The sequence below is a fragment of the Ferruginibacter sp. genome, assembly GCF_049840995.1.
In the GTDB taxonomy this organism is placed as follows: domain Bacteria; phylum Bacteroidota; class Bacteroidia; order Chitinophagales; family Chitinophagaceae; genus Ferruginibacter.
In genome coordinates this window covers 514,602-534,948 of the sequence record NZ_JASGIP010000008.1, presented here as the reverse complement: position 1 = coordinate 534,948, position 20,347 = coordinate 514,602, and the positions used below count along the sequence as shown (strand labels likewise).

The window sequence follows — 20,347 nt, the reverse complement described above, 5'->3', positions numbered from 1 at the left end:
TTTTTGATTTCAAATAACAGATATCTTTAAGGCTTGTATGATCAACTAATATTCACTTTAACTAATATTAACGAGGCTAACCAACATTCACATGGCAATACCTACACAAAGCACAACGCTTGCTGCATCCAAAACAAAAACCAACTATTTATTCCCTTTTATTTTAGTAACGAGCCTTTTCTTTTTCTGGGGCTTTTTGCACAACCTGGATCCCATTCTTATTCCGCATTTAAGAAGAGCTTTCAGTCTTACAACATTGCAGGCTTCTTTTGTTGATTCTGCTGTATTCATTGCCTATTTTTTGATGGCAATACCTGCCGGGATCATTATTAAAAAGTACGGTTATAAAACAGGGGTACTGATTGGACTAAGTTTATTTGCTATTGGATGCTTCCTGTTTGTGCCCGCTGCCAATACCATGTTATATGCTTTCTTCCTGGGGGCATTATTCATAGTGGCATGCGGCTTAACAATTTTAGAGACAGCGGCCAATCCTTACGCAACCATATTAGGTGATCCTGCAACTGCTACACAAAGGCTGAATTTTGCACAGTCATTCAATGGACTGGCTGCATTCCTGGCACCCATAGTTGGTTATTATTTGATCCTTTCTAAAGATCCATTGAAAGATGATGCACTTGCTGCTATGACAGAACAGGCTAGAACTGCTTATTTATTAAGTGAGACATCTTCTGTAAAACTACCTTATATCATTTTAGGTGTCGTGATCTTATTGATCGCAGCAGTTTTCTTTTTTACAAAATTGCCGGATATACGCGACAAGGATGAGAAAGAAGAGAAAAAAGGTTTTTTGCATGCATTCCGTCATACGCATTTAACCGGGGCGGTAATAGCGCAATTTTGTTATGTAGGTGCACAGGTATGTATAACAAGCCTGCTGGTATTGTATGCAACAAAGGCGGTAGGCATAACCGATAAGGAAGCGTCTTATTATTCAGGTGCGGTAGGGCTTGCTTTTATGCTGGGCAGGTTTGTCGGTACAGCATTAATGCAGTTGATAGCTCCGCCAAAACTAATGACGATATATGCTGCAGTCTGTGTGTTATTGCTGGGCGTTACTATTTTTGGTAGTGGTATCCTGACTATTTATGCTATTATTGGCGTGGCATTCTTTATGTCCATCATGTTCCCAACTATTTTTGCATTAGGTATAAAAGACCTTGGGGTAGATACAAAAGCAGGGTCTAGTCTTATTATCATGTCAATTGTTGGTGGCGCTGTTTTTCCGCCTTTAATGGGTTATATAGCAGATGTTACAAAACATTTTCAATATGGTTATATCGTTCCTTTATTTTGTTTTGCCGTGGTAGGATGGTTTGGATTCAGCGGCCATAAAGTGAAAAAGATCGATAGCTAAATTTTAGAATTATGAAAAGATATTGCCTCGCTCTCGACCTGGTCGATGATCCTGTGCTGATAGCGGAATACGAAAACTGGCATAAGGCAGAAAATTGCTGGCCCGAAATAAAACAAAGCATCACAGGCGCTGGTATCACCAGCATGGAAATTTACCGGGCAGGAAACAGGTTGTTCATGATAATGGATACCGATGATTCCTTTAATTTTGAAAAAAAATCAGCCATGGATGCTGCCAATCCCAAAGTGCAGGAATGGGAACAGCTGATGTGGAAGTACCAACTGGCACTGCCCTGGGCAAAACCGGGAGAGAAATGGATATTGATGAACGAAATTTTTAACCTTAAAGCGTGAGTCGTGAGACGTGAGAAGGAACTATAATAATTAAAGCGTTTACTCACGACTAACGACTCACGTCTCACTATAAAAAATATGTTTCTACTTACTAATAAATCAGCAGTGATAACCGGCGGCGGCAGCGGCATCGGTAAAGCCATTGCAACAACCTTTGCAAAGCAAGGCGCTACCGTGCATATCATTGAGCTGAATGAAGCCAACGGAGCGCAGGCCGTAAAAGAAATTGAAGCAGCTGGCGGCAAAGCCATTGCACACAGTTGCGATGTAAGCGATCAGCAGAAAGTAAAAGCAGTTTTTGCATCGATCGATGCGGTGAACATCCTGGTAAACTGCGCAGGCATTGCGCATGTAGGCAAGGCCGACACTACCAGCGCGGAAGATTTTACCAAAGTATTTAATGTAAATGTAAAAGGCACTTATAATTGCCTGCACGAAATACTGCCGTTGTTTAAAAGCAATGGCGGCGGCGTGATATTGAATGTGGCATCTATTGCGGCATGGGTGGGCATACCAGACAGGTTTGCCTACAGCATGAGCAAGGGCGCTGTGTTTGCAATGACCTTAAGTGTGGCAAAAGATTACCTGCATGAGAATATCCGTTGCAATTCTATCTCGCCTGCAAGGGTACATACGCCCTTTGTAGATGGTTTTATTGCAAAGAATTATCCCGGGAGGGAAGCGGAGATGTTTGATAAGCTCTCGAAGAGCCAGCCCATCGGCAGGATGGGGACCGTGGAAGAAGTGGCGGCGCTGGCTTTGTATCTTTGCAGCGATGAAGCAGGGTTTATATCAGGCAATGATTACCCGGTAGATGGGGGATTTATAAAATTGAACAATTAACGTGAGTCGTCAGTGGTGAGTCGTGAGTAAAACCCTCAAATTTGAAATTATCTCTCACGATTCACGTCTCACGACTCACGCCCAAAAAAACAAACAATGAAATTAATTCGATTTGGAGCATTAGGAAAAGAGAAACCCGGCGTACACATTGACGGGGTAAATTATGACGTAAGCGGATTTATAAAAGATTACGACGAACAGTTTTTTGGTAATGGTGGCCTGCCACACCTGGCATGGATGCTGCACCAGCATAAAGATATGCTACGTCGTGTACCTGATGGCGAAAGGATAGGAAGCCCTGTAGCAAGGCCTTCTAAAATAGTTTGTATCGGTTTGAATTATGCCAAGCATGCCAAAGAAACCAATGCGCCGATACCAAAAGAACCTATCATCTTCTTTAAATCAACCACCTCTTTTGCAGGACCAAATGATACGATCGTTATTCCAAAGAATTCGGTGAAAACGGATTGGGAAGTGGAACTGGCTTTTGTAATAGAAAAGAAAGCAAGCTATGTGGATGTGGAAGATGCAATGGATTATGTGGCCGGTTATGCGTTGCACAATGATGTAAGCGAAAGGGAGTTTCAATTAGAACGCGGTGGTACCTGGGATAAAGGCAAGGGCTGCGATACCTTTGCACCGATCGGTCCCTGGCTGGTCACAAAAGACGAGATCACCGATCCGCACAACCTGCGCCTGTGGCTGAAAGTAAATGACAAGATGATGCAGGATGGTAATACAGACGACCTTATTTTCAATATACCTTACCTGGTATCGTATATCAGCCAGTTCATGACCTTATTGCCCGGCGATATCATTTCCACCGGCACACCGGCAGGAGTGGGATTAGGATTCAACCCGCCCATTTATTTAAAAGAAGGCGATGTGATCGAATTAGGCATCGATGGTTTGGGAACAAGTAAACAAACCTGTATTGCTTATGGCAAGAATTGACAGCCACCAGCATTTCTGGCATTATGAGCCGGTGCAACATGCATGGATAGACGAAGCAATGAGCGTCATAAGAAAAGATTTTTTGCCGGCCGATCTGCAACCCATTTTGCAGCAAAATAATATCGACGGTTGTATCGCAGTACAGGCCGATCAGGCAGAAGCGGAAACGGATTTTTTATTGCAATTGCAAAATGAGAACGATTTTATCAAAGGCATTGTAGGATGGGTGGACCTGAGATCAGGTAATATAAAAGAACGCCTGGAGCATTATAAACAATTCAGTGCTGTAAAAGGTTTTCGCCATGTATTGCAGGGAGAAGCGCCGGAGTTCATGTTGCAACCAGCATTTTTAAATGGGATTGCGGCATTAAAGGATTTTGGTTTTACCTACGATATACTCATCTTTCCCCATCATTTACCAGCAGCAATAGAATTGGTACAGCAATTTCCTGATCAGCCCTTTGTGATTGATCATATTGCAAAACCATATATTAAAGCCGGTTTGATAGACGAATGGAAAAAAGATATGCAGCAGGTAGCACAATACGGAAATGTGTATTGTAAAATAAGCGGCATGGTTACTGAAGCTGATTATAAACTTTGGAAGAAGGCTGACTTTACACCTTATATGGATGCGGTGGTGGAAGCATTCGGCACCAAAAGGATCATGTATGGTAGCGACTGGCCGGTTTGCTTAGTAGCTGCATCTTACAGTGAAATGATCAATATAGTACAGGAGTATTTCGATTCGTTTACTACAAATGAGCAGGAAGCCATCTTTGGTAATAACGCCAGCGCATTTTATAAATTATAGAGCTGCGGTCGGTGTCCCCACCGACCAGCAAACTAAAGCGTAATTAAAATAACATGAAAACACTTATCTGCACTACGCCCCATCAATTTGATTATGCTGATACCGCAGCACCGGTGGCTGCCCCCGGCGAAACCCTGCTGAAGATAAAACGCATCGGTATCTGCGGTACCGACCTGCATGCTTTTGAAGGAACGCAACCATTTTTCAGCTATCCAAGAATACTGGGGCACGAACTGGCGGCAGAGATCGTAACAGCTGATGCGCAAGGATTTAGTACAGGCGATGCCGTTACCTTTATACCTTATTTTTATTGCGGTAAATGTATTGCCTGCAGGATGGGCAAACCCAATTGCTGCGCTGCAATAAAAGTTTGCGGTGTGCACATAGATGGTGGCATGCGGGAATATTTATCCGTGCCATCCTACTCCCTCGTGCATGGCGAAGGATTAAGTTTTGATGAACTGGCACTGGTGGAACCATTGGCGATAGGTGCACACGGCGTACGCAGGGCAGGAGTGGAGCCCGGAGAATATGTGTTGGTAATTGGTGCAGGCCCCATTGGATTAGGTACAATGGAATTTGCACGTATTGCAGGTGGTAAAGTAATTGCAATGGATATTAATGACAACCGGTTGGATTTTTGCCGCGAAAAATTAAAAGTAGATGCAGTCATTAACCCTGCAAAAGAAGATGCACTGGAAAAACTGCAGGCCATTACCAATGGTGATATGCCCACTGTGGTGATCGATGCCACCGGCAATTTGAAAGCCATCAATAATGCCTTTCAGTACCTGGGGCATGGCGGCCGTTATGTATTAATAGGCTTGCAAAAAGGAGATATCAGTTTTAATCATCCTGAGTTTCATAAAAGGGAATCCACGCTCATGAGCAGCCGCAATGCCACCCGTGCTGATTTTGAACACGTGGTTGCATCTATGAAGAAAGGGTTGGTAAATCCTGCCACGTATATTACGCACCGTGTAGCATTTGAGCAGGTGAAAGACAATTTTGAAAGCTGGCTCAACCCTGCTACTGGCGTTATCAAAGCCATGGTGGAAATATAAAAAGTACTTATCCTTTCTTTTTAAAAACATTTGCCAGTAAAAATATTATAGCGATAAGAATTACCAGCACTACCATAAAACCGGTCCAGAAACCTGCTTTAAAAATACCTTCTATAGCGCTGCAACTGTTTAGTCCCAATGCAAATACTGCAAACAGGGAAATGAATGATAGCTTTTTCATGATGATCATTTTATTATATAAGAATAATAATGATGCCATGATTTAATAAATACTATTTGCAGTATAAAAGGGTAGCTGGTAACGTTATATTGCCCGTAATGTAGAAATTTGTACACAGGATATTAGTGCGAACAAAGCAATTATTATGAAATGTTGATCTCGTTTATCTTGTTCAGCAGGTCTTCTTTTCTTCTTCTCGCTACTTCTATTTCACTGCCATCGCTCATCCATACCTGTCCGCCTTCGCCCCGTACATATTTTTTGATATGAATAAGATTGACCACGGAACTTTGATGCGTACGGAAAAAATGATGTGGCGCCAGCAGGTCTTCATACTCTTTCAGGTTCTTACTTACAATAATAGGTTTTTGTCCCTGTAAATAAAATTTACAATAACCGGTCAATGATTCTATCCATACAATATCGTTCAGCTCGGCAAATAAGATCCCTTCACTGGTGGACAAAGCTAATTTCTGTGGCGCTTTTTGCTGCGGTTGTTGTAAATGCTGCATCGCCTGTTGAAATAACTGCAGCTGGTCCTGCACCAATTTGTTTTTTTGCGTAATGGCTTTTTCCACGGCTTCCTTAAGATCAGAAGGATCAACAGGTTTTAAAATATAATCGATGGCGCTCAGCTTTAACGCCTGTAATGCAAATCCCTGGTGTGCTGTAACGAAGATCACTTGTATATCATTGCGATTCATCTCCTGCATTAATTCAATACCGCTTTTCCCGGGCATCTGTATATCCAGGAAAAGCAATTCAGGCTGCAGCGATGTTATTTTTTCAAGCCCTTCGGCAGCGCTGCCGGCTTCCCCGATGATCGTTATCGGTAATTGTAATTGCTGCGCCATGTTCCTGATTGCACTGCGGGCATTCGTTTCATCGTCAATAATAAGTGTTTTTAATGGTTGCATAACGATCAGTTTAAAGGCAATAACAATTTTACTGTAGTGCCGGTGGGTGAATCATTTTCTTTTTTGTCAATTATTTCTATCGAAGCTTTCGTGTTCTGTAAGTGCTGCAGGCTTTCCAGCATGCCTGCGGTGAGTTTTTCTCCCTGCGAAGTATGGCCGGCTTTTGCATTGAGCTGGGTACGGCCAATACCATTATCATCAATAATGATCTGCACAGTTTTTCCTATCAGTTTGCAACTGATCAATAATTTTTTGTCACCCTGTTTCGGCATCAATCCATGTAAAATAGCATTCTCAACAAAGGGTTGTAACAGCATTGGCGGGATATTGGTATTCAGCAGATCGTCGTCATCTTCAATATCAAAAGCATAACTGAATTCATTATTAAAACGGAAGGCTTCGATCTCTACATATAATTTTAAAGTTTCTATTGCTTCACCGAGTGGTAAAAAATTATGTTTCGATTGATCTAGTATACGCCGCATCAGCTTGGCAAATTTGGATAAATAACCTGCAGCGTCAATGGTATTATTGCTGAGGATATAATTCTGGATACTGTTCAGGCTGTTAAAAATAAAATGAGGATTCATTTGCGCCCTTAACGCCTGCATGCGCAATTCACTCATCTGTAATTTTATCTTGTTTTCTTTTTGCAGCAGTATTTCTCTTCTCCTGATCAGGTAGAAAATACTGAACAGTACAATTAGCGCAATAAGCAAAACAAACCACCAGCGTTGCCAGAAGGGAGGTTTTATTTCAAAAGTAAACGTTGCAGGCTGTTCATTCCACTCACCCTGGTGGTTAGCGCTTTTTATTTTAAAAACGTATTTGCCCGGCGGCAGGTGAATATAATTTACTTTTCTTTCCGTACCGGGGTATTTCCAATCCTGGTCAAATCCTTCCAGCATTACAGCATAATTATTTTGCTGCCCCTGGTTGTAATTAATGCCGGTGTAAGAAAATGAAATGTTGTTTTGCTCGTAGGCAAATGTTTGTTGTATGCCGGGCGAAAAAGATACACCATCCACTTCCACACCCGTGATCACATTTTGCGGCAGCATTTTTTTCTGAAGAAAATTTTGTGGCTCAAACAAACAGTAGCTTTTTGAAAAACCCAGGAACAAAATTTTGCCGGCATCATCTGCAAAATTGATACTTACAATATTATCGTCGGGCAAACCATCAGCCTTTGTAAAAGAAGAGAATTTTTTTCGTTCTTTATTATAAAAAACAAGTCCGCCTTCGGTCGCTAACCACGCATTACCTTGCTTGTCACTTACCAGTTCATTAATAACGGTAGAGATGATACCGGTCTGTTTGGTGAATGTTTCCACCTTACCGGTTGATATGGTATACAGGGCAAAATACCCCCCGGCATTGATGTACAAAACGTCAGCGCCATCACTTGCAATACCATTAATAGGACGTAAAGGTTTTCCATCCCTCTTTATCAACGTAACATTTGAAAAACTTTGTGTTGCTGCATCATATTTTATAAGGCTGTCCTGCCTCGTCATCCATATATTTCCTTTGGTGTCTTCGGCTTTTGGTCCCGCTCTTAATAAAGGAAATATACCTCCTTCATATTTAGATTTAAAATTGGTGAACGAACCTGTTGCAATATTATACCTGCTTACACCACTTGGTAAAGTCGTCCATATATTGCCTTTGCTGTCTTTAAAAGGGTAAGAAGCAGCATTGTCAAAATTGGATTCTTTATTGATCCCTTCAATGTTACTGATCTTTTTTGTGCCGGGGTCAACCTGAGCAGGCCCGTATACAGAGAACAACCATATCGACCTTCCGGCATCAAAAATGCCATTGCTGATCAGTTTTCTTGTAAAAGCTGCAGGTGGATTATCTAAATAAGATTCAACAGTGTGATGCACTGTATCGAAAGCAAAAAGCCCGGCGCCCATGCAGGCTAAAAAAAGTTTGTTGTTACGATACGTAGCATAGTTATAAGATACCAGGCTTTTCTTATCTTTTAATGCATTGGTAAGCGTTGCATCAGTTTTGAATAAATTGGTTCTTAAAGAAGATTGCAGCAGGTCTTTTGAAGTGCCGATCCATATATTAAGCTCGTCTTTAAGAAGGAATGCACCCAGGCCATCCGGCCATGAAGTGAACCAGAGTGGATGATCAGCGGCTTTTTTTACACTGTTATTGTTGCTGTTGTATAATAATGGCTCGCCGAAATAAGAATTGAGTATAAATATCGAATCGCTCAAAGGAAAAGCTTTGGCTATTCTTTTATCTGCAAGAAAATCGATCGCTAACTTATTGGAAAAACTACGGCCGGTGGTTGTATTGTAATAACACACATAATCCTCGTCGCTTGGTCCCGTTTTTTTCGAAAAAATAAAAGTAGCTTCATGATCCAGCATATCTGCATCCATCAGCGAATAATTATTCTTTAACAGCTCGTTGAATGTAAAGCCGGGCCATTTTTTTTCAACGGGAATGATTGTTTGTGCAGCGAAATCCGGGTAAAAGAAACCTTTGCTTTGCTGCGAATAAAAATAAACATCATCATGCATATCCCGGAAAAGGAATTTACCAAAAAAACCATCGGGTAAACGGGCTTCATCCGACATTATTTTGCGTATTATTTTTCCGGCGCTGTTTAAAACAAAAATGCCGTGCCAGGTGGTCACCCACAATTCGCCTGTTTTTTTCTGGTATAAAATATCTGGTATAAAATAACCGGTAATGGCAAATTTCTGCACCACGGGCAATTCGATCCTGGTGCCCGTAAGTGTGGCAGTATTCAATAAACATAAACCGGCATCGGTACCAACCACTGCCAGATTTTTATTGATAAAACAAATCCTGGTAATATTATTGGAAGGAAGATTGTTCTTTTCATTGCTCAATACATTGATGAATTGTGTGCCGTCATACCGGTTGAGCCCTTCATGTGTGCCGATCCATAAAAAACCTGCACTGTCTTTCTGCAGGCAGGTCACGGTATTATTGCTCAGCCCATCCTGCGTGGTAAAACTGCTGATGTTATTGAACAACTGTGCAGATACAAATTGACCGGTAAATAAAAGAAGTAATAAGGAAAAGGTTCTCATATTAAGACGCTTACACAATGTAAAAAAAATACGCTGACCGGCAAACTAAGTTTGCCAACCTTACGGTTGGCAACTCAGTTGAAAACTCGAGATATACAATAGTCTATTTCCCAAAAGTTTGTAATAATTTGGAAACGATATTGCCGTGTTTAGCTATCCGCATGGCCGATGATCTTCTTTCATCAAAGAAAACAGTTCCGTCTTCCCGCTCCAGCCATTCATTACCCCGCTCATCAACACCCACTTTGTATTTACGCAACCACAGGTATAGCACAATGCCTAATACCACCCAGAATCCTGCAAAGAAATACAGGTATATCTTGTCGGATTTAAAACGCATGATACTCTGTTGCACATAAGTTTGCTGGCTGTCCGGCACATATAATATTGATAATGGCTTGCCCACCTCAAATTTTTCCCATTCCTGTTGCGATACATATTTACTGGTAGCAATGTTGATCAAACGGCCGTCTTTTGCGGTAAAAGATATTTCCACTGTGTTATCTTTATTTTTCCCGCTAACAGATTTGGATAGTATGGTAGCCACATGTTCTTCTCCTTTACTGATGGTATGCGCAAGATCTTTTTCATCTTTATACAACCAGGTACAACAGCCCGCAAATAACAATACGCACAGGAATAGCATCCTTAAACCAAGTGTATTATACCTGCGCAGCACAAACCAGTACACCGCAAAGATGAAAGCGCCGATGAGTACGAGTTCCAGGGTGGAATTCATGTTGTCGAAAAAAATATTGAGTAACATAATGAAATATTTAAGTAATAAGCGATCGCTTTTAATTTAATGCAGCTGTTGAACCAAAGCGCTGGTGCAGCAGGTCGTCAATAACATCTGCCCAGTAACCAAGGTCGCTGATCAGTGTTTTAAATTCTGTGTAATCCATACCATCAATATCTCTTTCAGCAATGGCATACATAAAACCTTTTTCAGGTAAGGTGCCTAATTTAACGCCCATAAAGCTGGCATTGTTCTGCAACGATTCTTCAAACAGTTGTATCTTTTTGGGATCGTTTGCAGGGATGGCGCAAACCGGTGCAAAACACCTGATAAAAGTGCGGATGGTCTTGGTAGCAGTTTCGTAAGAAGATAAGAATACTTCAATAGAAGCAGAGCCTCTTGTAAAAAACCATGCATTGGATTGCTGGTTGTAAATACTTTCCGGTGTGCATCCAATTTCAGCACATAATTGATTTACATAAACCTTTACCATTTCTGAAGTTGTCATTGTTATTAGTTTTTATTTTTAATATTGATTGTTTACAGTGTAAAATTAGCCTGGTGAACAGGGCTTTTTTCCGGCGATACAGCAATGGTGGCCTTAAAGCTACTTCCGGCGGTATTTCTGGTAAAACCGGTGCAGGGGCATTTTTTTAATTGGCAGAGATAAAATGATTGCTGGTGAAATGCGATCCGCTGTAATTTTCTTTTATCCACGCCAGCTGTTTGCTGTATTGTTCTGCATAAGGTTCCGTATAATACTGGATGATGAAACTGCCGTCTGCAGCAGTTTTAACAAGGCAGGGCTTGTCCATATCCAACCTGAAAAAAAATCGTATCCTTTCCCTGAAACTATAACCGGATTTATCGGCAGCTGCAATGGCCCGTTGTTTAAAAGCTTCGTTTGCAGTGCCGGGCAAAAAAATAAAAGCAAGATAATGTGTGAATGTAGTGCTGCGGGTATATTGACCGGTGCTCACCATCGAACTGGTATACCCCCGCCAGAAGAGGTATTTTGTTTTTTCATTGCTGTTTACCTGCAAACTCCCTTCGGCATAGCGCCATTTCTTATCTCCTAAAACATCCAGCGCTGCCTGTGGAACTATCGTTGAAGCATAAATGGCATGATCTGCATAGAACTGCCGCATAGCCCTGGTGCCATTGGGTCGACGCAGGAAGAAGATAAAAATAAATGCCAGTACAAAGGCGGTTATTCCACCTAAAGCACCACTGTAAAATGATATGGCAATGGATACGATAAAACCACAAAGGGTTAAACTTAAAGCACGTTTGGGAAACCATTTTTCTCCAAATAAAAACACACTGCCGAATATTAAAAAATAAAGCACCGTAAGGCAGCTGATCCGTATTGTAAGGTCATTCATAATGATCAGTTGAGAATAAACAGGTCTTTTTTAGTAAGATTTTTTAAAGCGCTGGAATCTGTAACAGGATTGTTTTGAAAATTTAACCAGGTAATATTGGGTTCGTTTTCCAGGCCGGCCAGGTTTGAAAGTTGGTTATTATTAACAGCCAGGCGTTCCAGCAAAGGCAATTTAAGTTCAGCAATACTAGTAAGATTACAATTGTCCAATATCAACCAGTTCAGGTGCGAAAATTCAGAGATCGTTCTTACATCCGCCAGTCTTTTATTCTTTACCTGTAAAGCAATAATGTTTCCCTTTTGTACACATACCACAAATGAATCGGGATTTTTATTCATTTCCCAATAATTCACAAATTTTACATTCTGTGGTTTTGTATTGGTCTGCTGCAGTAATTCCCGTAAAGCAGTTTGCTGCTGTACTTCAATCGTATTTATAGAATAATCAAATTGTCCTGGAGATGCTTTCCCCTTACCGGCATTGACCATATAGCCCATAACGAAAACACTGATGCCCGCCAGGCTCATGCCGATGCCTAAAAAATTCAGCAGGCGTTGCTCCTTCATGATACCCATGATGCCCCAGAACAAAGACAGCAGGTATGCAGCGAATAAAACAGCTATTACAACGATGAGAAATTTGTCGGGTACATTGTTAATAAAGCTGCGGAATTTTTTTTCAAAAACGCTGAAAATAAAAATGCAGATCAATGCACTTACGAAACCGGATAAGAGAAAACTTTTCATTTGAATGCTTTTATTGCATGCAAATGTATTTTCAAAACACAGGCCCGGTGGGAGAAAGGCTGTTGTGGCGGCTTTGATGAGAAGGGTGGTGGAAATAAGCCTATAACTGGCGTTTGCAAATAAGGGAAAAGCCGGTACAAAATTTTATTATTCGGCGGCTACCGGCTTAACTTCTTGAAAAAACTGTTTTAGGGCAACCAAAATTCTCTTCAATATAATTATCAGCAGCATCAGCCCTGTTGATAAATTCACTCAACTCGTTGATCACGTTCTCCTGCAAAGGACCATAAAGATCTGCCAAGGCAAAACGGTAGGAGAGAAAAATATCATTCTGGTAAATGCCATAGCGATAAGGCGCAGCCGCATTGGAAGCAAGATAGCGGTAAAGTGCTTCCAGCTTATTGCCGCCAAGGCTGTTAAGCGGCGAAGTGGCATATACATAATTGTCTTTGTAAGAAAATATCCTGATAAGTGAACTGCCCTGGTGAAACTCCCAGTACAACCTGCCTACTCTTGCCAGTACAGGATCGGTGCCCGATTGTAAAATGGCTTTTTCAATCAAAGGAGCAAAACGTTCCGGTTCCTTGGTCTTAAAATAATTAGTACTGATTGTTGCGCCACAGTGGTTGCAATAAGAAGCATCTTCGATGGAAAGATTACCGCACGAACTACAGCTCACACTGAATTGCTGCTGATCGCCGGTTAATTTATCCAGCACACTCACCAGCACTTTATAAGGAATACCAAAACCTGTACTGTCTGCTTCTGTAAGTTTGGAAGAAGCAATAGCGATCAGTTCCCCCGCACTGTTTACAATAGGGCCGCCGCTGTTGCCGGGATTAATGGCCGCATCTGTTTGCACAAACATTTTGTTGTTGAGAATACGTGCATTATTGGAAATGATGCCTTCTGTAACGCTGAATGGCCCGTAAGGGAAACCCAGCACTGTAACCTTCTGCGCTTCTTCAATGCTCAATGAAATATTAATGGGGATGGCCGATGTCTTAGCCGTATCGTTGCATCTTAAAATGGCAATATCATTGGCAGGATCAACCAATATCACTTTTGCATTGTAGCGGTACTTCGATTGATTCTCTAGCGCCACTTCATGAAAGCCTTCCACCACATGATAATTGGTGGCAAAACAATCTTTGTCTTTTAAATAAAAAGCAGTGCCTGTTCCATCAGAAGTGTAAACTTTATGAACAGCATTTTTTATAGCGGCTAAAAGCGTGTTTTCCATCCCATGGTTTTTTAAAAATGATCAGCTGAACCAGCCTGCAAACAAACCTTTCTTTTCTTCTTTTTTATCCGGGGCAGGAGCGGTAACCTGGTCACGCGGATTAGTATAGAATTCGTTGAGTGCATCGTACAATTTATTAGTGGCATCAGTCAGGGGAAGGTTGTTGAGCCCGGTAAGGATCGATTCAATATGTTTCCATTGTGTTTCATTGAACCGGTAATTATAAAGCATACGGAACGCTGCTTTTTGTAACCACAGGTAAGCACTGATGATCTCGTTCTTGGTAAGATGGTTATATGCATCGGTAAGATATTGCTTCAGCGCAGTTTGAACATTGGCGGCTGAGCCGGTGATCTTGGCCGGAATAAAAGTGGAGATATCATACAACTGCGAAACAAAATTTTCCTGTGGCAGATTATCCAGCGTATTTAAAAAAGCAATGCCATCATTCGCCAGGTCCAGTATATCTTTTTTCTCGAACAGCTTATCAATATTAGCTTCCATCAAATTTTTCAGCGAACCCTGTGGTGCACAAAGATGATCGATCTTCAGCAGCGTAACATACACCACATCCCATACCACGTACGAATAGCCTTGCTGTTTCCAGTAAGCGGCCCATTCTTTTCCTTCCTGCAAATATTGTTTAAAGCCCAGCCAGCTTTGCTGCAGCCGGCTTTCATTAAAAGGAATTACTTCAGGCTTGCATAACCAGCTCGCTTTATGCAGCGTAACAAAATCATCATCATATTTATCTGCTGTCCAGCATATCTCTCTTAATATATCATAGATCTTCCAGGGTTCACAGGCTTCTACGGGGCAACTGAAAATAAAACAAAGATCATCTTCCCTGCATTCAATCCTTGCAATGGATAGAACATTAAAATTGATCTCGCAGCTTTTGCGCAGTATCACCATTTTTTGTGCATTTGTAATATCTACAAAAGGCGCCAGCACCTGTAACTGCCCGTTATTAACAGCAATATGCATCTGCATGGAGCCATGCAGCACTTTTACTCCCGTTTGCGGATCTTTGGCAAACTGTTCACCGATCGCGGTATCAATATAACTGATGGTACTGCAAAGCGCTTCCAGGTATTTTCCTTCTTTGTATTGATCTTCTGCTTTACTCCAGTTAAAGCGGCCAAAACTAAGATCCTTGCGCAGTTGCTGGCTGGGTACGTATGAAAAGGGTTTGTCTGCCATAAGCCTGGTGGAGTTTTGAGTGTACTAAAATAAATATTCTTATGCGCAGAAAGAAATTAAATCAGTATGCGGTGCATTTCATTGTTTATACGGTCGCGGTAAGGTTTAAACTGATTTTCATAAATTTGACAGAACAGAAAAATAAATTGATATGGCAAACAAAACAGTGATCGTAACCGGCGCATCGGGCAATATGGGACAGGCAGTGGTTAAAAAATTTCTTGCAGAAGGGTATAACGTGGTGGGTACCATTGTTCCCAATGATAAAGCCCCTTTTGATATCGACGATGAAAAACTGGAGAAAGTGGTGGTAGACCTGATGAATGAAGATGATGCGGAAAAATTTATTCAGAATGTAATTACCAAATACAAAGGCATTGAGGCAGCTGTACTTACGGTCGGTGGTTTTGCAATGGGCACAGTTGCAGCAACAAAAACTGCTGATATTCAGAAACAATACAAACTGAATTTTGAAACAGCTTATAATGTGGCCCGTCCTGTATTTGTACAAATGCTGCAGCAAACAACAGGGCGCATATTTTTGATCGGTTCCAAGCCGGGCCTGAGCACAGCCAACGGAAAAGGAATGGTGGCTTACAGCCTCGGTAAATCACTCATTTTCAGACTGGCAGAATTGATGAATGCCGAAGCAAAAGGTACCGATGTGGTAACGAGCGTAATAGTGCCCAGCACCATCGATACACCTCAAAACCGTCAATCAATGCCCGATGCCAACCACGATGCCTGGGTAAAACCGGAAGACATTGCCTCTGTAATATCTTTTTACTGCAGCCCCGAAGCAGCAACGCTGAGAGAGCCTGTTATCAAATTATACAACAAGGCCTGATGCCGGAAAGATATGCACAGCAAATGTTAAAGCAGCAGCGCCTGCTGGAGATATGAAAAAAATGACGTAACTTTTCCAAAGTGGCGTAGCACTGGCAATGTAAATGCACCCTCTCTTACTATTCTTGTATTCACCTGTTTCATTTGCAGCGCTGGTAAAATTGCTATAGCGTACAGGATATTGAAGTAATAAAATACCTGGCATCAGCAAACATTGGTATCGTTCCAATAAAAAAAGTAAAATCATTTTGCGGATAGAACATCCGTGAAAATAATTTATAACGCTAAAATTTTTTTCTATGAAACAACATGCATCGCCTTTCATCAACAAAAGAAAAAAAGCCATTGAATTTTACATTCAGAATACCTGTGCATCGCATATTTCACTGGCGGGTACATTTAATCATTGGGCGCACGATGCCCTGCAAATGGAGCACAAAAAAAATGGCGTATGGAAGATCACTATTCCCATGCTGCCCAAAGGCACTTACCAGTATAAATTTTTTGTAGATGATAAAGTGTGGATGGAAGATGTGGATAATCCCCACCGCCAGCCGGATGGGCTGAATGGCTTTAACAGCCTGTTGCTGATAGAAAATTAATGAGCAAAGAATTTGAACGATCAGGGTAGTTTTTGCCTCTACTACAGTGAAGATCAATAAATGTTTGGACAGAAACGATAATCTGGCTATATTTGCAGCCCGAATTACCAAGGCTGCGTAGCTCAACTGAATAGAGCATCTGACTACGGATCAGAAGGTTTTAGGTTTGAATCCTAACGCGGTCACAAAAAAAGAGATCATCCACCGATGATCTCTTTTACTTTTTTAAGGGGTTACAGTCCCGAAAGGAAGCTGTCATGAATATAATCCACCACGTTTACGAGGTTCTTGCTTTCTTCAAATACTTTTAGCTGTCGGTCGGCCCCAGTGCCCTGTTCCATCATTTTATGCACATTATTTACGGCGTGGCGGCTGCCCAGGTGCGGCACCACATCATCAATAAAATCAAGCAGTTCGTACAATAACACCCTGGTATTCACCTCACTTTCCTTACCAAAATCTATCAGGCTGCCATCAATGCCGTAGCGGCTGGCCCGCCATTTATTTTCATTCAGCAGGGCCCTGCTGTACATCATAAAGTTCAGGTTCTGGCTGCGCAGCTTGTACAATTTGGCGCAAATAGCCTGGAACAAAGCCGCGATCGAAATAGTTTCCTGCACAGTCATCGGGATATCGCAAACCCTGAACTCAACGGTGTTGAAGAAGGGGTGCACCCGCAGGTCCCACCATATTTTTTTGGCATTATCAATACAGTTGGTCTTGATCAACAGCTTCACGTAATTATCGTAGGCCTCAATGCTCTCAAAAAAATCAGGTATGCCGGTACGGGGAAATTTATCAAAAACCTTGGTGCGGAAAGATTTATAACCCGTAAGCCTGCCTTCCCAGAAAGGGGAGTTGGTGCTGAGGGCATAAATATGCGGTAAAAAATAACGGGCGCTGTTGGCAATATGAATGGCCATTTCCCTTGTTTCCATACCTACATGCACATGCAAACCGAAAATGAGGTTGCTGCGGGCAGCTTCCTGCAGTTCATTTACAATTTCGTTATAGCGGGCATGTTCAGTGATCAATTGGCTTTCCCAATGGCTGAAAGGGTGTGTGCCCGAAGCGCCGATCCACAAGCCCAGTTCGCCGGCAATGGCGCTGATGGTTTTGCGCAGGGTGCTTACATCCATAAAAGCCTCATCCACATCCTGGCAAATATCGGTACCAACTTCCACCACGGCCTGGTGCATTTCGGCCTTTACCTTGTCCTTGATCACTTTTTGTCCTTCCTGCACGATCCTTTGCTGGTGGCTTTTTAATTCTCTCGATGCCGGATCGATCACCATGTATTCTTCTTCAACGCCTAATGTAAAATGTTTGTACGAAAGGTTTGCCATGTTGTGACTTTAGTTAGAGTTTAAAAATTTCATTCACCGGTATGCTCAATCCTTCTAAAACAGAAGAACAGATATTTTCATTGACCTCGTAAATAGCTGGCCGGCCATATTTACCATTATCATTTAAAACATACACATAAATATGCCTGAATTCAGGATATACCACCCAGTATTCCAGTACGCCATTCTCTTCGTACAGGTCAAACTTATACTTTGTTTCCACCCTGGTATTGCCGGGGCTTAATATTTCAATTACCAGTTCGGGAGCGCCATCCACGCTGCGGGCATCTTTCAGTTTATCTTCATCACACACTACAATGATATCAGGCTGCACAACGGTGAAAACCTCGTTATCCATTATTTTTTTCTTCCTGAAAGGCCTGCCGGCTAATTTTACATCAATAGGCGCATGAAACATTTTGCAGGGATGCCCATCTAAAAACCGGCTGATCTTTTTTTCAATATTAACAGAAATTGTTTGATGAAGAATAGTAGGTGCAGGGCTCATCTTAAAAATCTTGCCCCGTATCAGTTCTATCCGTTCTTTAAAATTCCAGGTCACGTAATCGGCATACGTAAACCCGTACAGGCTCTCTGGTTCTTCAACCAGGTTCTCTGTTAGATCATCATCATTCAATTGTGTTAAATACTTTTTCATACTTTAAAACAGCTTCTTCTTGGCCGAGCTGTTGGTGATATAAGTACCCCAGGTTAAATTATCCAGGTTGTCTTTATGTTCCATCGCTTTTTCAATAGCATAGTTGGCAGCAGTTTCTACTACCCAGTCAAAATTTTCCTGGCCTACGCTGGTAACCTCGGCATCAGGAGCTGGGTTGCAAAAATCAATAGCATAGGGTACGCCATCCCGTAAGGCAAGCTCTACCGTATTAAAATCATAACCCAAATAATGGCAGATACGCAAGACTATTTCTTCCATTTGCTTATACCTTTCAGGCGAAGGAGAAAAGTTGGCCACATAGCGAAGGTGATGTGGATTGCGGGGTTCGTAAGGCATAATGCGCACATACTTGCCACCAATGCAATAACAACGGTAATATTCGTCAAATTTAATTTCTTCCTGCAGCATCATTACTAACTGTTCTGTTTCTGCATGCTTTTCAAAAAACTCTTCCTTGCTGTTCAGTTGGTACACATTCTTCCAGCCACCGCCGGCAAATGGTTTCATGTATGCAGGAAAGCCAATGTATTTAAAGATGCCATCCCAATCTAACGGGTAGGCTAAATTGCTGAATGATTCATTACTGGTATCAGGCGGCAGGTCCCTGCTCGGTAATATTACCGTTTTAGGAACGGGCACACCGATCTTTGTTGCCAAACAGTTATTGAAAAATTTTTCATCTGCACTCCACCAGAAAGGGTTATTGATAACTGTAGTGCCGCAAAGCGCAGCATTCTTTAAAAATGCCCTGTAAAAAGGAACATCCTGGCTTATCCTGTCGAAGATAACGGCATAGCCACTGGGTTCTCCCTGCATCACTTTATCTATCTTAACAGGTTCTGCAATAATACCATCAATTTTTTTGCTGTTTACTCTTTCAATAAAAGCCATGGGGAAACTTCTTTCTTTTCCGAACAGCATGCCGATTTTCTTCATAACAATTAATTTTATTTATTGTAAAATGATGTGTCTTCTCAAATGTATCCAAATATATTTTTTCATATCCAATAAAAAAAATATTGTTTACCCCTAACCGGATCGGGTATTTATCCGGAAAGTAAACAAGTACTGCATTTTTGCGGGTATGCTGTATCACCTTCTTTCCTTAATTTTGAAACTATGGATAAAGAAAAAAAGGTGGGAGTGACCGTTGACAATCACTTGCTGGAATCGGTGTTGCTGGCAAGGACGGTTAAAGTGGATTGTTACCTGCCCTTTGAAGTTACCGACCCTTCGCAACTAAGCCTGCTGCTGATCAATGACGGGCAGGACCTGGTGACCATGAACTTTAATGAGATACTGGATGAGCTCTACAGCAACGATGCTGTAAGTCCATTGTTTTGTGTGGGCATACATTGTTCGGCCGATAGGAAGAATGAATACGGAACCGCCAGCATACTGGATTACAAGGGCAGGGGAGCCAAGGCCGCTTTGTATACCCGTTTTGTATTTGAAGAACTGCTGCCCTTTATACGCACTACATACGCAATACCTTCCTTTAAAGAAAAATCTTACGCAGGCTTTTCGCTGGGGGCATTAAGCGCACTGGATATAGTGTGGAATCATCCGCAGGAATTCAGAAGGGTGGGTGTATTCAGTGGTTCGTTGTGGTGGCGGGATAAAGACCAGGACGATCCTGATTTTAATGAAGATACCGACCGCATCATGCACCGGCAGGTAAAGGAAGGTTACTATGCACCCTGGCTCAAATTCTTTTTTGAAGTAGGTACGCTGGATGAGGTTGCCGACCGCAACGGCAACGGCATCATCGATTCCATTGACGATGCACAGGGATTGATAAACGACCTGGTAGAGAAAGGTTACAACCGGGAAAATGATATCATGTACCTGGAACTGCAGGATGGTAAACATGATGTGCCTACCTGGGCCAAAGCATTCCCCGATTTTTTAAAATGGGGATGGGGTTAAAACAAATTACTTACATCATTCAATAATTAAAAAAGGCTGCTTCTG

At 41.8% G+C, this 20,347-nt stretch carries 21 protein-coding genes and 1 tRNA gene; 10 read left to right on the top strand and 12 right to left on the bottom strand.

What is annotated here, in order from left to right; translation table 11 throughout:
* The first annotated feature begins 91 nt into the window (after positions 1–91).
* From fucP to QM738_RS23280, 6 genes are all read left to right on the top strand, one after another.
* The gene (gene fucP, locus QM738_RS23305; protein ID WP_462279171.1) at positions 92–1,378 is read left to right on the top strand and encodes an L-fucose:H+ symporter permease; all 1,287 of its coding nucleotides are present in this window, start codon (positions 92–94) and stop codon (positions 1,376–1,378) included.
* Between the two features lie 11 nt (positions 1,379–1,389).
* Positions 1,390–1,731 (top strand): L-rhamnose mutarotase, encoded by a 342-nt coding sequence (locus QM738_RS23300; RefSeq protein ID WP_462279170.1) that lies wholly within the window; start codon positions 1,390–1,392, stop codon positions 1,729–1,731.
* A 78-nt stretch (positions 1,732–1,809) separates the two neighbouring features.
* A complete protein-coding gene (locus tag QM738_RS23295; RefSeq protein WP_462279169.1) occupies positions 1,810–2,574 on the top strand; it encodes an SDR family NAD(P)-dependent oxidoreductase in 765 nt (254 codons plus the stop codon).
* Positions 2,575–2,670: 96 nt separating this feature from the next.
* Positions 2,671–3,528 (top strand): fumarylacetoacetate hydrolase family protein, encoded by an 858-nt coding sequence (locus QM738_RS23290; RefSeq protein ID WP_462279168.1) that lies wholly within the window; start codon positions 2,671–2,673, stop codon positions 3,526–3,528.
* Positions 3,515–4,342 (top strand): amidohydrolase family protein, encoded by an 828-nt coding sequence (locus QM738_RS23285; RefSeq protein WP_462279167.1) that lies wholly within the window; start codon positions 3,515–3,517, stop codon positions 4,340–4,342. The genes QM738_RS23290 and QM738_RS23285 overlap by 14 nt, the downstream gene beginning before the upstream one ends.
* Positions 4,343–4,395: 53 nt before the next feature.
* The gene (locus tag QM738_RS23280; protein ID WP_462279166.1) at positions 4,396–5,406 is read left to right on the top strand and encodes a zinc-binding alcohol dehydrogenase family protein; all 1,011 of its coding nucleotides are present in this window, start codon (positions 4,396–4,398) and stop codon (positions 5,404–5,406) included.
* Positions 5,407–5,413: 7 nt separating this feature from the next.
* Here the strand turns inward: QM738_RS23280 and QM738_RS23275 are convergent, their stop codons facing one another.
* The 9 genes from QM738_RS23275 to QM738_RS23235 form a co-directional block, all read right to left on the bottom strand.
* Positions 5,414–5,587, bottom strand: a complete 174-nt coding sequence (locus QM738_RS23275; RefSeq protein ID WP_462279165.1) for a hypothetical protein — start codon at positions 5,585–5,587, stop codon at positions 5,414–5,416.
* 143 nt (positions 5,588–5,730) lie between these two features.
* Entirely contained in the window at positions 5,731–6,504 is a 774-nt protein-coding gene (locus QM738_RS23270; protein ID WP_462279164.1) for a LytR/AlgR family response regulator transcription factor, read from the bottom strand.
* Between the two features lie 5 nt (positions 6,505–6,509).
* Positions 6,510–9,584, bottom strand: coding sequence for a sensor histidine kinase (locus QM738_RS23265; protein WP_462279163.1), 3,075 nt, complete (start codon positions 9,582–9,584; stop codon positions 6,510–6,512).
* A 103-nt stretch (positions 9,585–9,687) separates the two neighbouring features.
* Positions 9,688–10,350 carry a hypothetical protein gene (locus tag QM738_RS23260; RefSeq protein WP_462279162.1) on the bottom strand — a complete coding sequence of 221 codons (663 nt, stop codon included), beginning with the start codon at positions 10,348–10,350 and terminating at the stop codon, positions 9,688–9,690.
* Positions 10,351–10,381: 31 nt separating this feature from the next.
* Entirely contained in the window at positions 10,382–10,831 is a 450-nt protein-coding gene (locus QM738_RS23255) for a hypothetical protein (protein ID WP_462279161.1), read from the bottom strand.
* Positions 10,832–10,976: 145 nt separating this feature from the next.
* Entirely contained in the window at positions 10,977–11,708 is a 732-nt protein-coding gene (locus QM738_RS23250) for a hypothetical protein (RefSeq protein WP_462279160.1), read from the bottom strand.
* 5 nt (positions 11,709–11,713) lie between these two features.
* Positions 11,714–12,454: a hypothetical protein gene (locus QM738_RS23245; protein ID WP_462279159.1), complete on the bottom strand. Its 741-nt coding sequence runs from the start codon at positions 12,452–12,454 to the stop codon at positions 11,714–11,716.
* A 166-nt stretch (positions 12,455–12,620) separates the two neighbouring features.
* A complete protein-coding gene (locus tag QM738_RS23240; RefSeq protein ID WP_462279158.1) occupies positions 12,621–13,697 on the bottom strand; it encodes a trypsin-like peptidase domain-containing protein in 1,077 nt (358 codons plus the stop codon).
* Positions 13,698–13,718: 21 nt separating this feature from the next.
* The gene (locus QM738_RS23235) at positions 13,719–14,900 is read right to left on the bottom strand and encodes a type III secretion system chaperone family protein (protein ID WP_462279157.1); all 1,182 of its coding nucleotides are present in this window, start codon (positions 14,898–14,900) and stop codon (positions 13,719–13,721) included.
* Between the two features lie 151 nt (positions 14,901–15,051).
* Between QM738_RS23235 and QM738_RS23230 the strand changes: the two genes are divergently transcribed.
* The 3 genes from QM738_RS23230 to QM738_RS23220 all read left to right on the top strand — a co-directional run bounded on the left by QM738_RS23230 (position 15,052) and on the right by QM738_RS23220 (position 16,533).
* Positions 15,052–15,747 carry an SDR family NAD(P)-dependent oxidoreductase gene (locus QM738_RS23230; RefSeq protein WP_462279156.1) on the top strand — a complete coding sequence of 232 codons (696 nt, stop codon included), beginning with the start codon at positions 15,052–15,054 and terminating at the stop codon, positions 15,745–15,747.
* Between the two features lie 298 nt (positions 15,748–16,045).
* Positions 16,046–16,348, top strand: a complete 303-nt coding sequence (locus tag QM738_RS23225) for an early set domain-containing protein (RefSeq protein WP_462279155.1) — start codon at positions 16,046–16,048, stop codon at positions 16,346–16,348.
* Positions 16,349–16,459: 111 nt separating this feature from the next.
* Positions 16,460–16,533, top strand: a tRNA-Arg gene (locus QM738_RS23220).
* Positions 16,534–16,581: 48 nt separating this feature from the next.
* Here QM738_RS23220 and QM738_RS23215 read toward each other — a convergent pair.
* Genes QM738_RS23215 through QM738_RS23205 form a run of 3 tightly spaced genes read right to left on the bottom strand, consistent with a single transcriptional unit; the run spans position 16,582 to position 19,309 of the window.
* A complete protein-coding gene (locus QM738_RS23215; RefSeq protein ID WP_462279154.1) occupies positions 16,582–17,694 on the bottom strand; it encodes a carboxylate-amine ligase in 1,113 nt (370 codons plus the stop codon).
* A gap of 13 nt (positions 17,695–17,707) precedes the next feature.
* Complete coding sequence (locus tag QM738_RS23210; RefSeq protein WP_462279153.1) at positions 17,708–18,352, bottom strand: Uma2 family endonuclease; 645 nt, start codon at positions 18,350–18,352, stop codon at positions 17,708–17,710.
* A 3-nt stretch (positions 18,353–18,355) separates the two neighbouring features.
* A complete protein-coding gene (locus QM738_RS23205; RefSeq protein WP_462279152.1) occupies positions 18,356–19,309 on the bottom strand; it encodes an ATP-grasp domain-containing protein in 954 nt (317 codons plus the stop codon).
* Positions 19,310–19,492: 183 nt separating this feature from the next.
* Between QM738_RS23205 and QM738_RS23200 the strand changes: the two genes are divergently transcribed.
* Positions 19,493–20,302, top strand: coding sequence for an alpha/beta hydrolase (locus QM738_RS23200; RefSeq protein WP_462279151.1), 810 nt, complete (start codon positions 19,493–19,495; stop codon positions 20,300–20,302).
* The last annotated feature ends 45 nt before the right edge of the window (positions 20,303–20,347 follow it).

Coding starts and splice junctions, on each gene's coding strand:
- QM738_RS23280 (WP_462279166.1), top strand. CDS start 4,396: ATGAAAACACTTATCTGCACTACGCCCCATCAATTTGATTATGCTGAT.
- QM738_RS23275 (WP_462279165.1), bottom strand. CDS start 5,587: ATGAAAAAGCTATCATTCATTTCCCTGTTTGCAGTATTTGCATTGGGA.
- QM738_RS23290 (WP_462279168.1), top strand. CDS start 2,671: ATGAAATTAATTCGATTTGGAGCATTAGGAAAAGAGAAACCCGGCGTA.
- QM738_RS23225 (WP_462279155.1), top strand. CDS start 16,046: ATGAAACAACATGCATCGCCTTTCATCAACAAAAGAAAAAAAGCCATT.
- QM738_RS23270 (WP_462279164.1), bottom strand. CDS start 6,504: ATGCAACCATTAAAAACACTTATTATTGACGATGAAACGAATGCCCGC.
- QM738_RS23260 (WP_462279162.1), bottom strand. CDS start 10,350: ATGTTACTCAATATTTTTTTCGACAACATGAATTCCACCCTGGAACTC.
- QM738_RS23250 (WP_462279160.1), bottom strand. CDS start 11,708: ATGAATGACCTTACAATACGGATCAGCTGCCTTACGGTGCTTTATTTT.
- QM738_RS23240 (WP_462279158.1), bottom strand. CDS start 13,697: ATGGAAAACACGCTTTTAGCCGCTATAAAAAATGCTGTTCATAAAGTT.
- QM738_RS23285 (WP_462279167.1), top strand. CDS start 3,515: ATGGCAAGAATTGACAGCCACCAGCATTTCTGGCATTATGAGCCGGTG.
- QM738_RS23300 (WP_462279170.1), top strand. CDS start 1,390: ATGAAAAGATATTGCCTCGCTCTCGACCTGGTCGATGATCCTGTGCTG.
- QM738_RS23255 (WP_462279161.1), bottom strand. CDS start 10,831: ATGACAACTTCAGAAATGGTAAAGGTTTATGTAAATCAATTATGTGCT.
- QM738_RS23200 (WP_462279151.1), top strand. CDS start 19,493: ATGGATAAAGAAAAAAAGGTGGGAGTGACCGTTGACAATCACTTGCTG.
- QM738_RS23295 (WP_462279169.1), top strand. CDS start 1,810: ATGTTTCTACTTACTAATAAATCAGCAGTGATAACCGGCGGCGGCAGC.
- QM738_RS23245 (WP_462279159.1), bottom strand. CDS start 12,454: ATGAAAAGTTTTCTCTTATCCGGTTTCGTAAGTGCATTGATCTGCATT.
- QM738_RS23205 (WP_462279152.1), bottom strand. CDS start 19,309: ATGAAGAAAATCGGCATGCTGTTCGGAAAAGAAAGAAGTTTCCCCATG.
- QM738_RS23235 (WP_462279157.1), bottom strand. CDS start 14,900: ATGGCAGACAAACCCTTTTCATACGTACCCAGCCAGCAACTGCGCAAG.
- fucP (WP_462279171.1), top strand. CDS start 92: ATGGCAATACCTACACAAAGCACAACGCTTGCTGCATCCAAAACAAAA.
- QM738_RS23215 (WP_462279154.1), bottom strand. CDS start 17,694: ATGGCAAACCTTTCGTACAAACATTTTACATTAGGCGTTGAAGAAGAA.
- QM738_RS23210 (WP_462279153.1), bottom strand. CDS start 18,352: ATGAAAAAGTATTTAACACAATTGAATGATGATGATCTAACAGAGAAC.
- QM738_RS23230 (WP_462279156.1), top strand. CDS start 15,052: ATGGCAAACAAAACAGTGATCGTAACCGGCGCATCGGGCAATATGGGA.
- QM738_RS23265 (WP_462279163.1), bottom strand. CDS start 9,584: ATGAGAACCTTTTCCTTATTACTTCTTTTATTTACCGGTCAATTTGTA.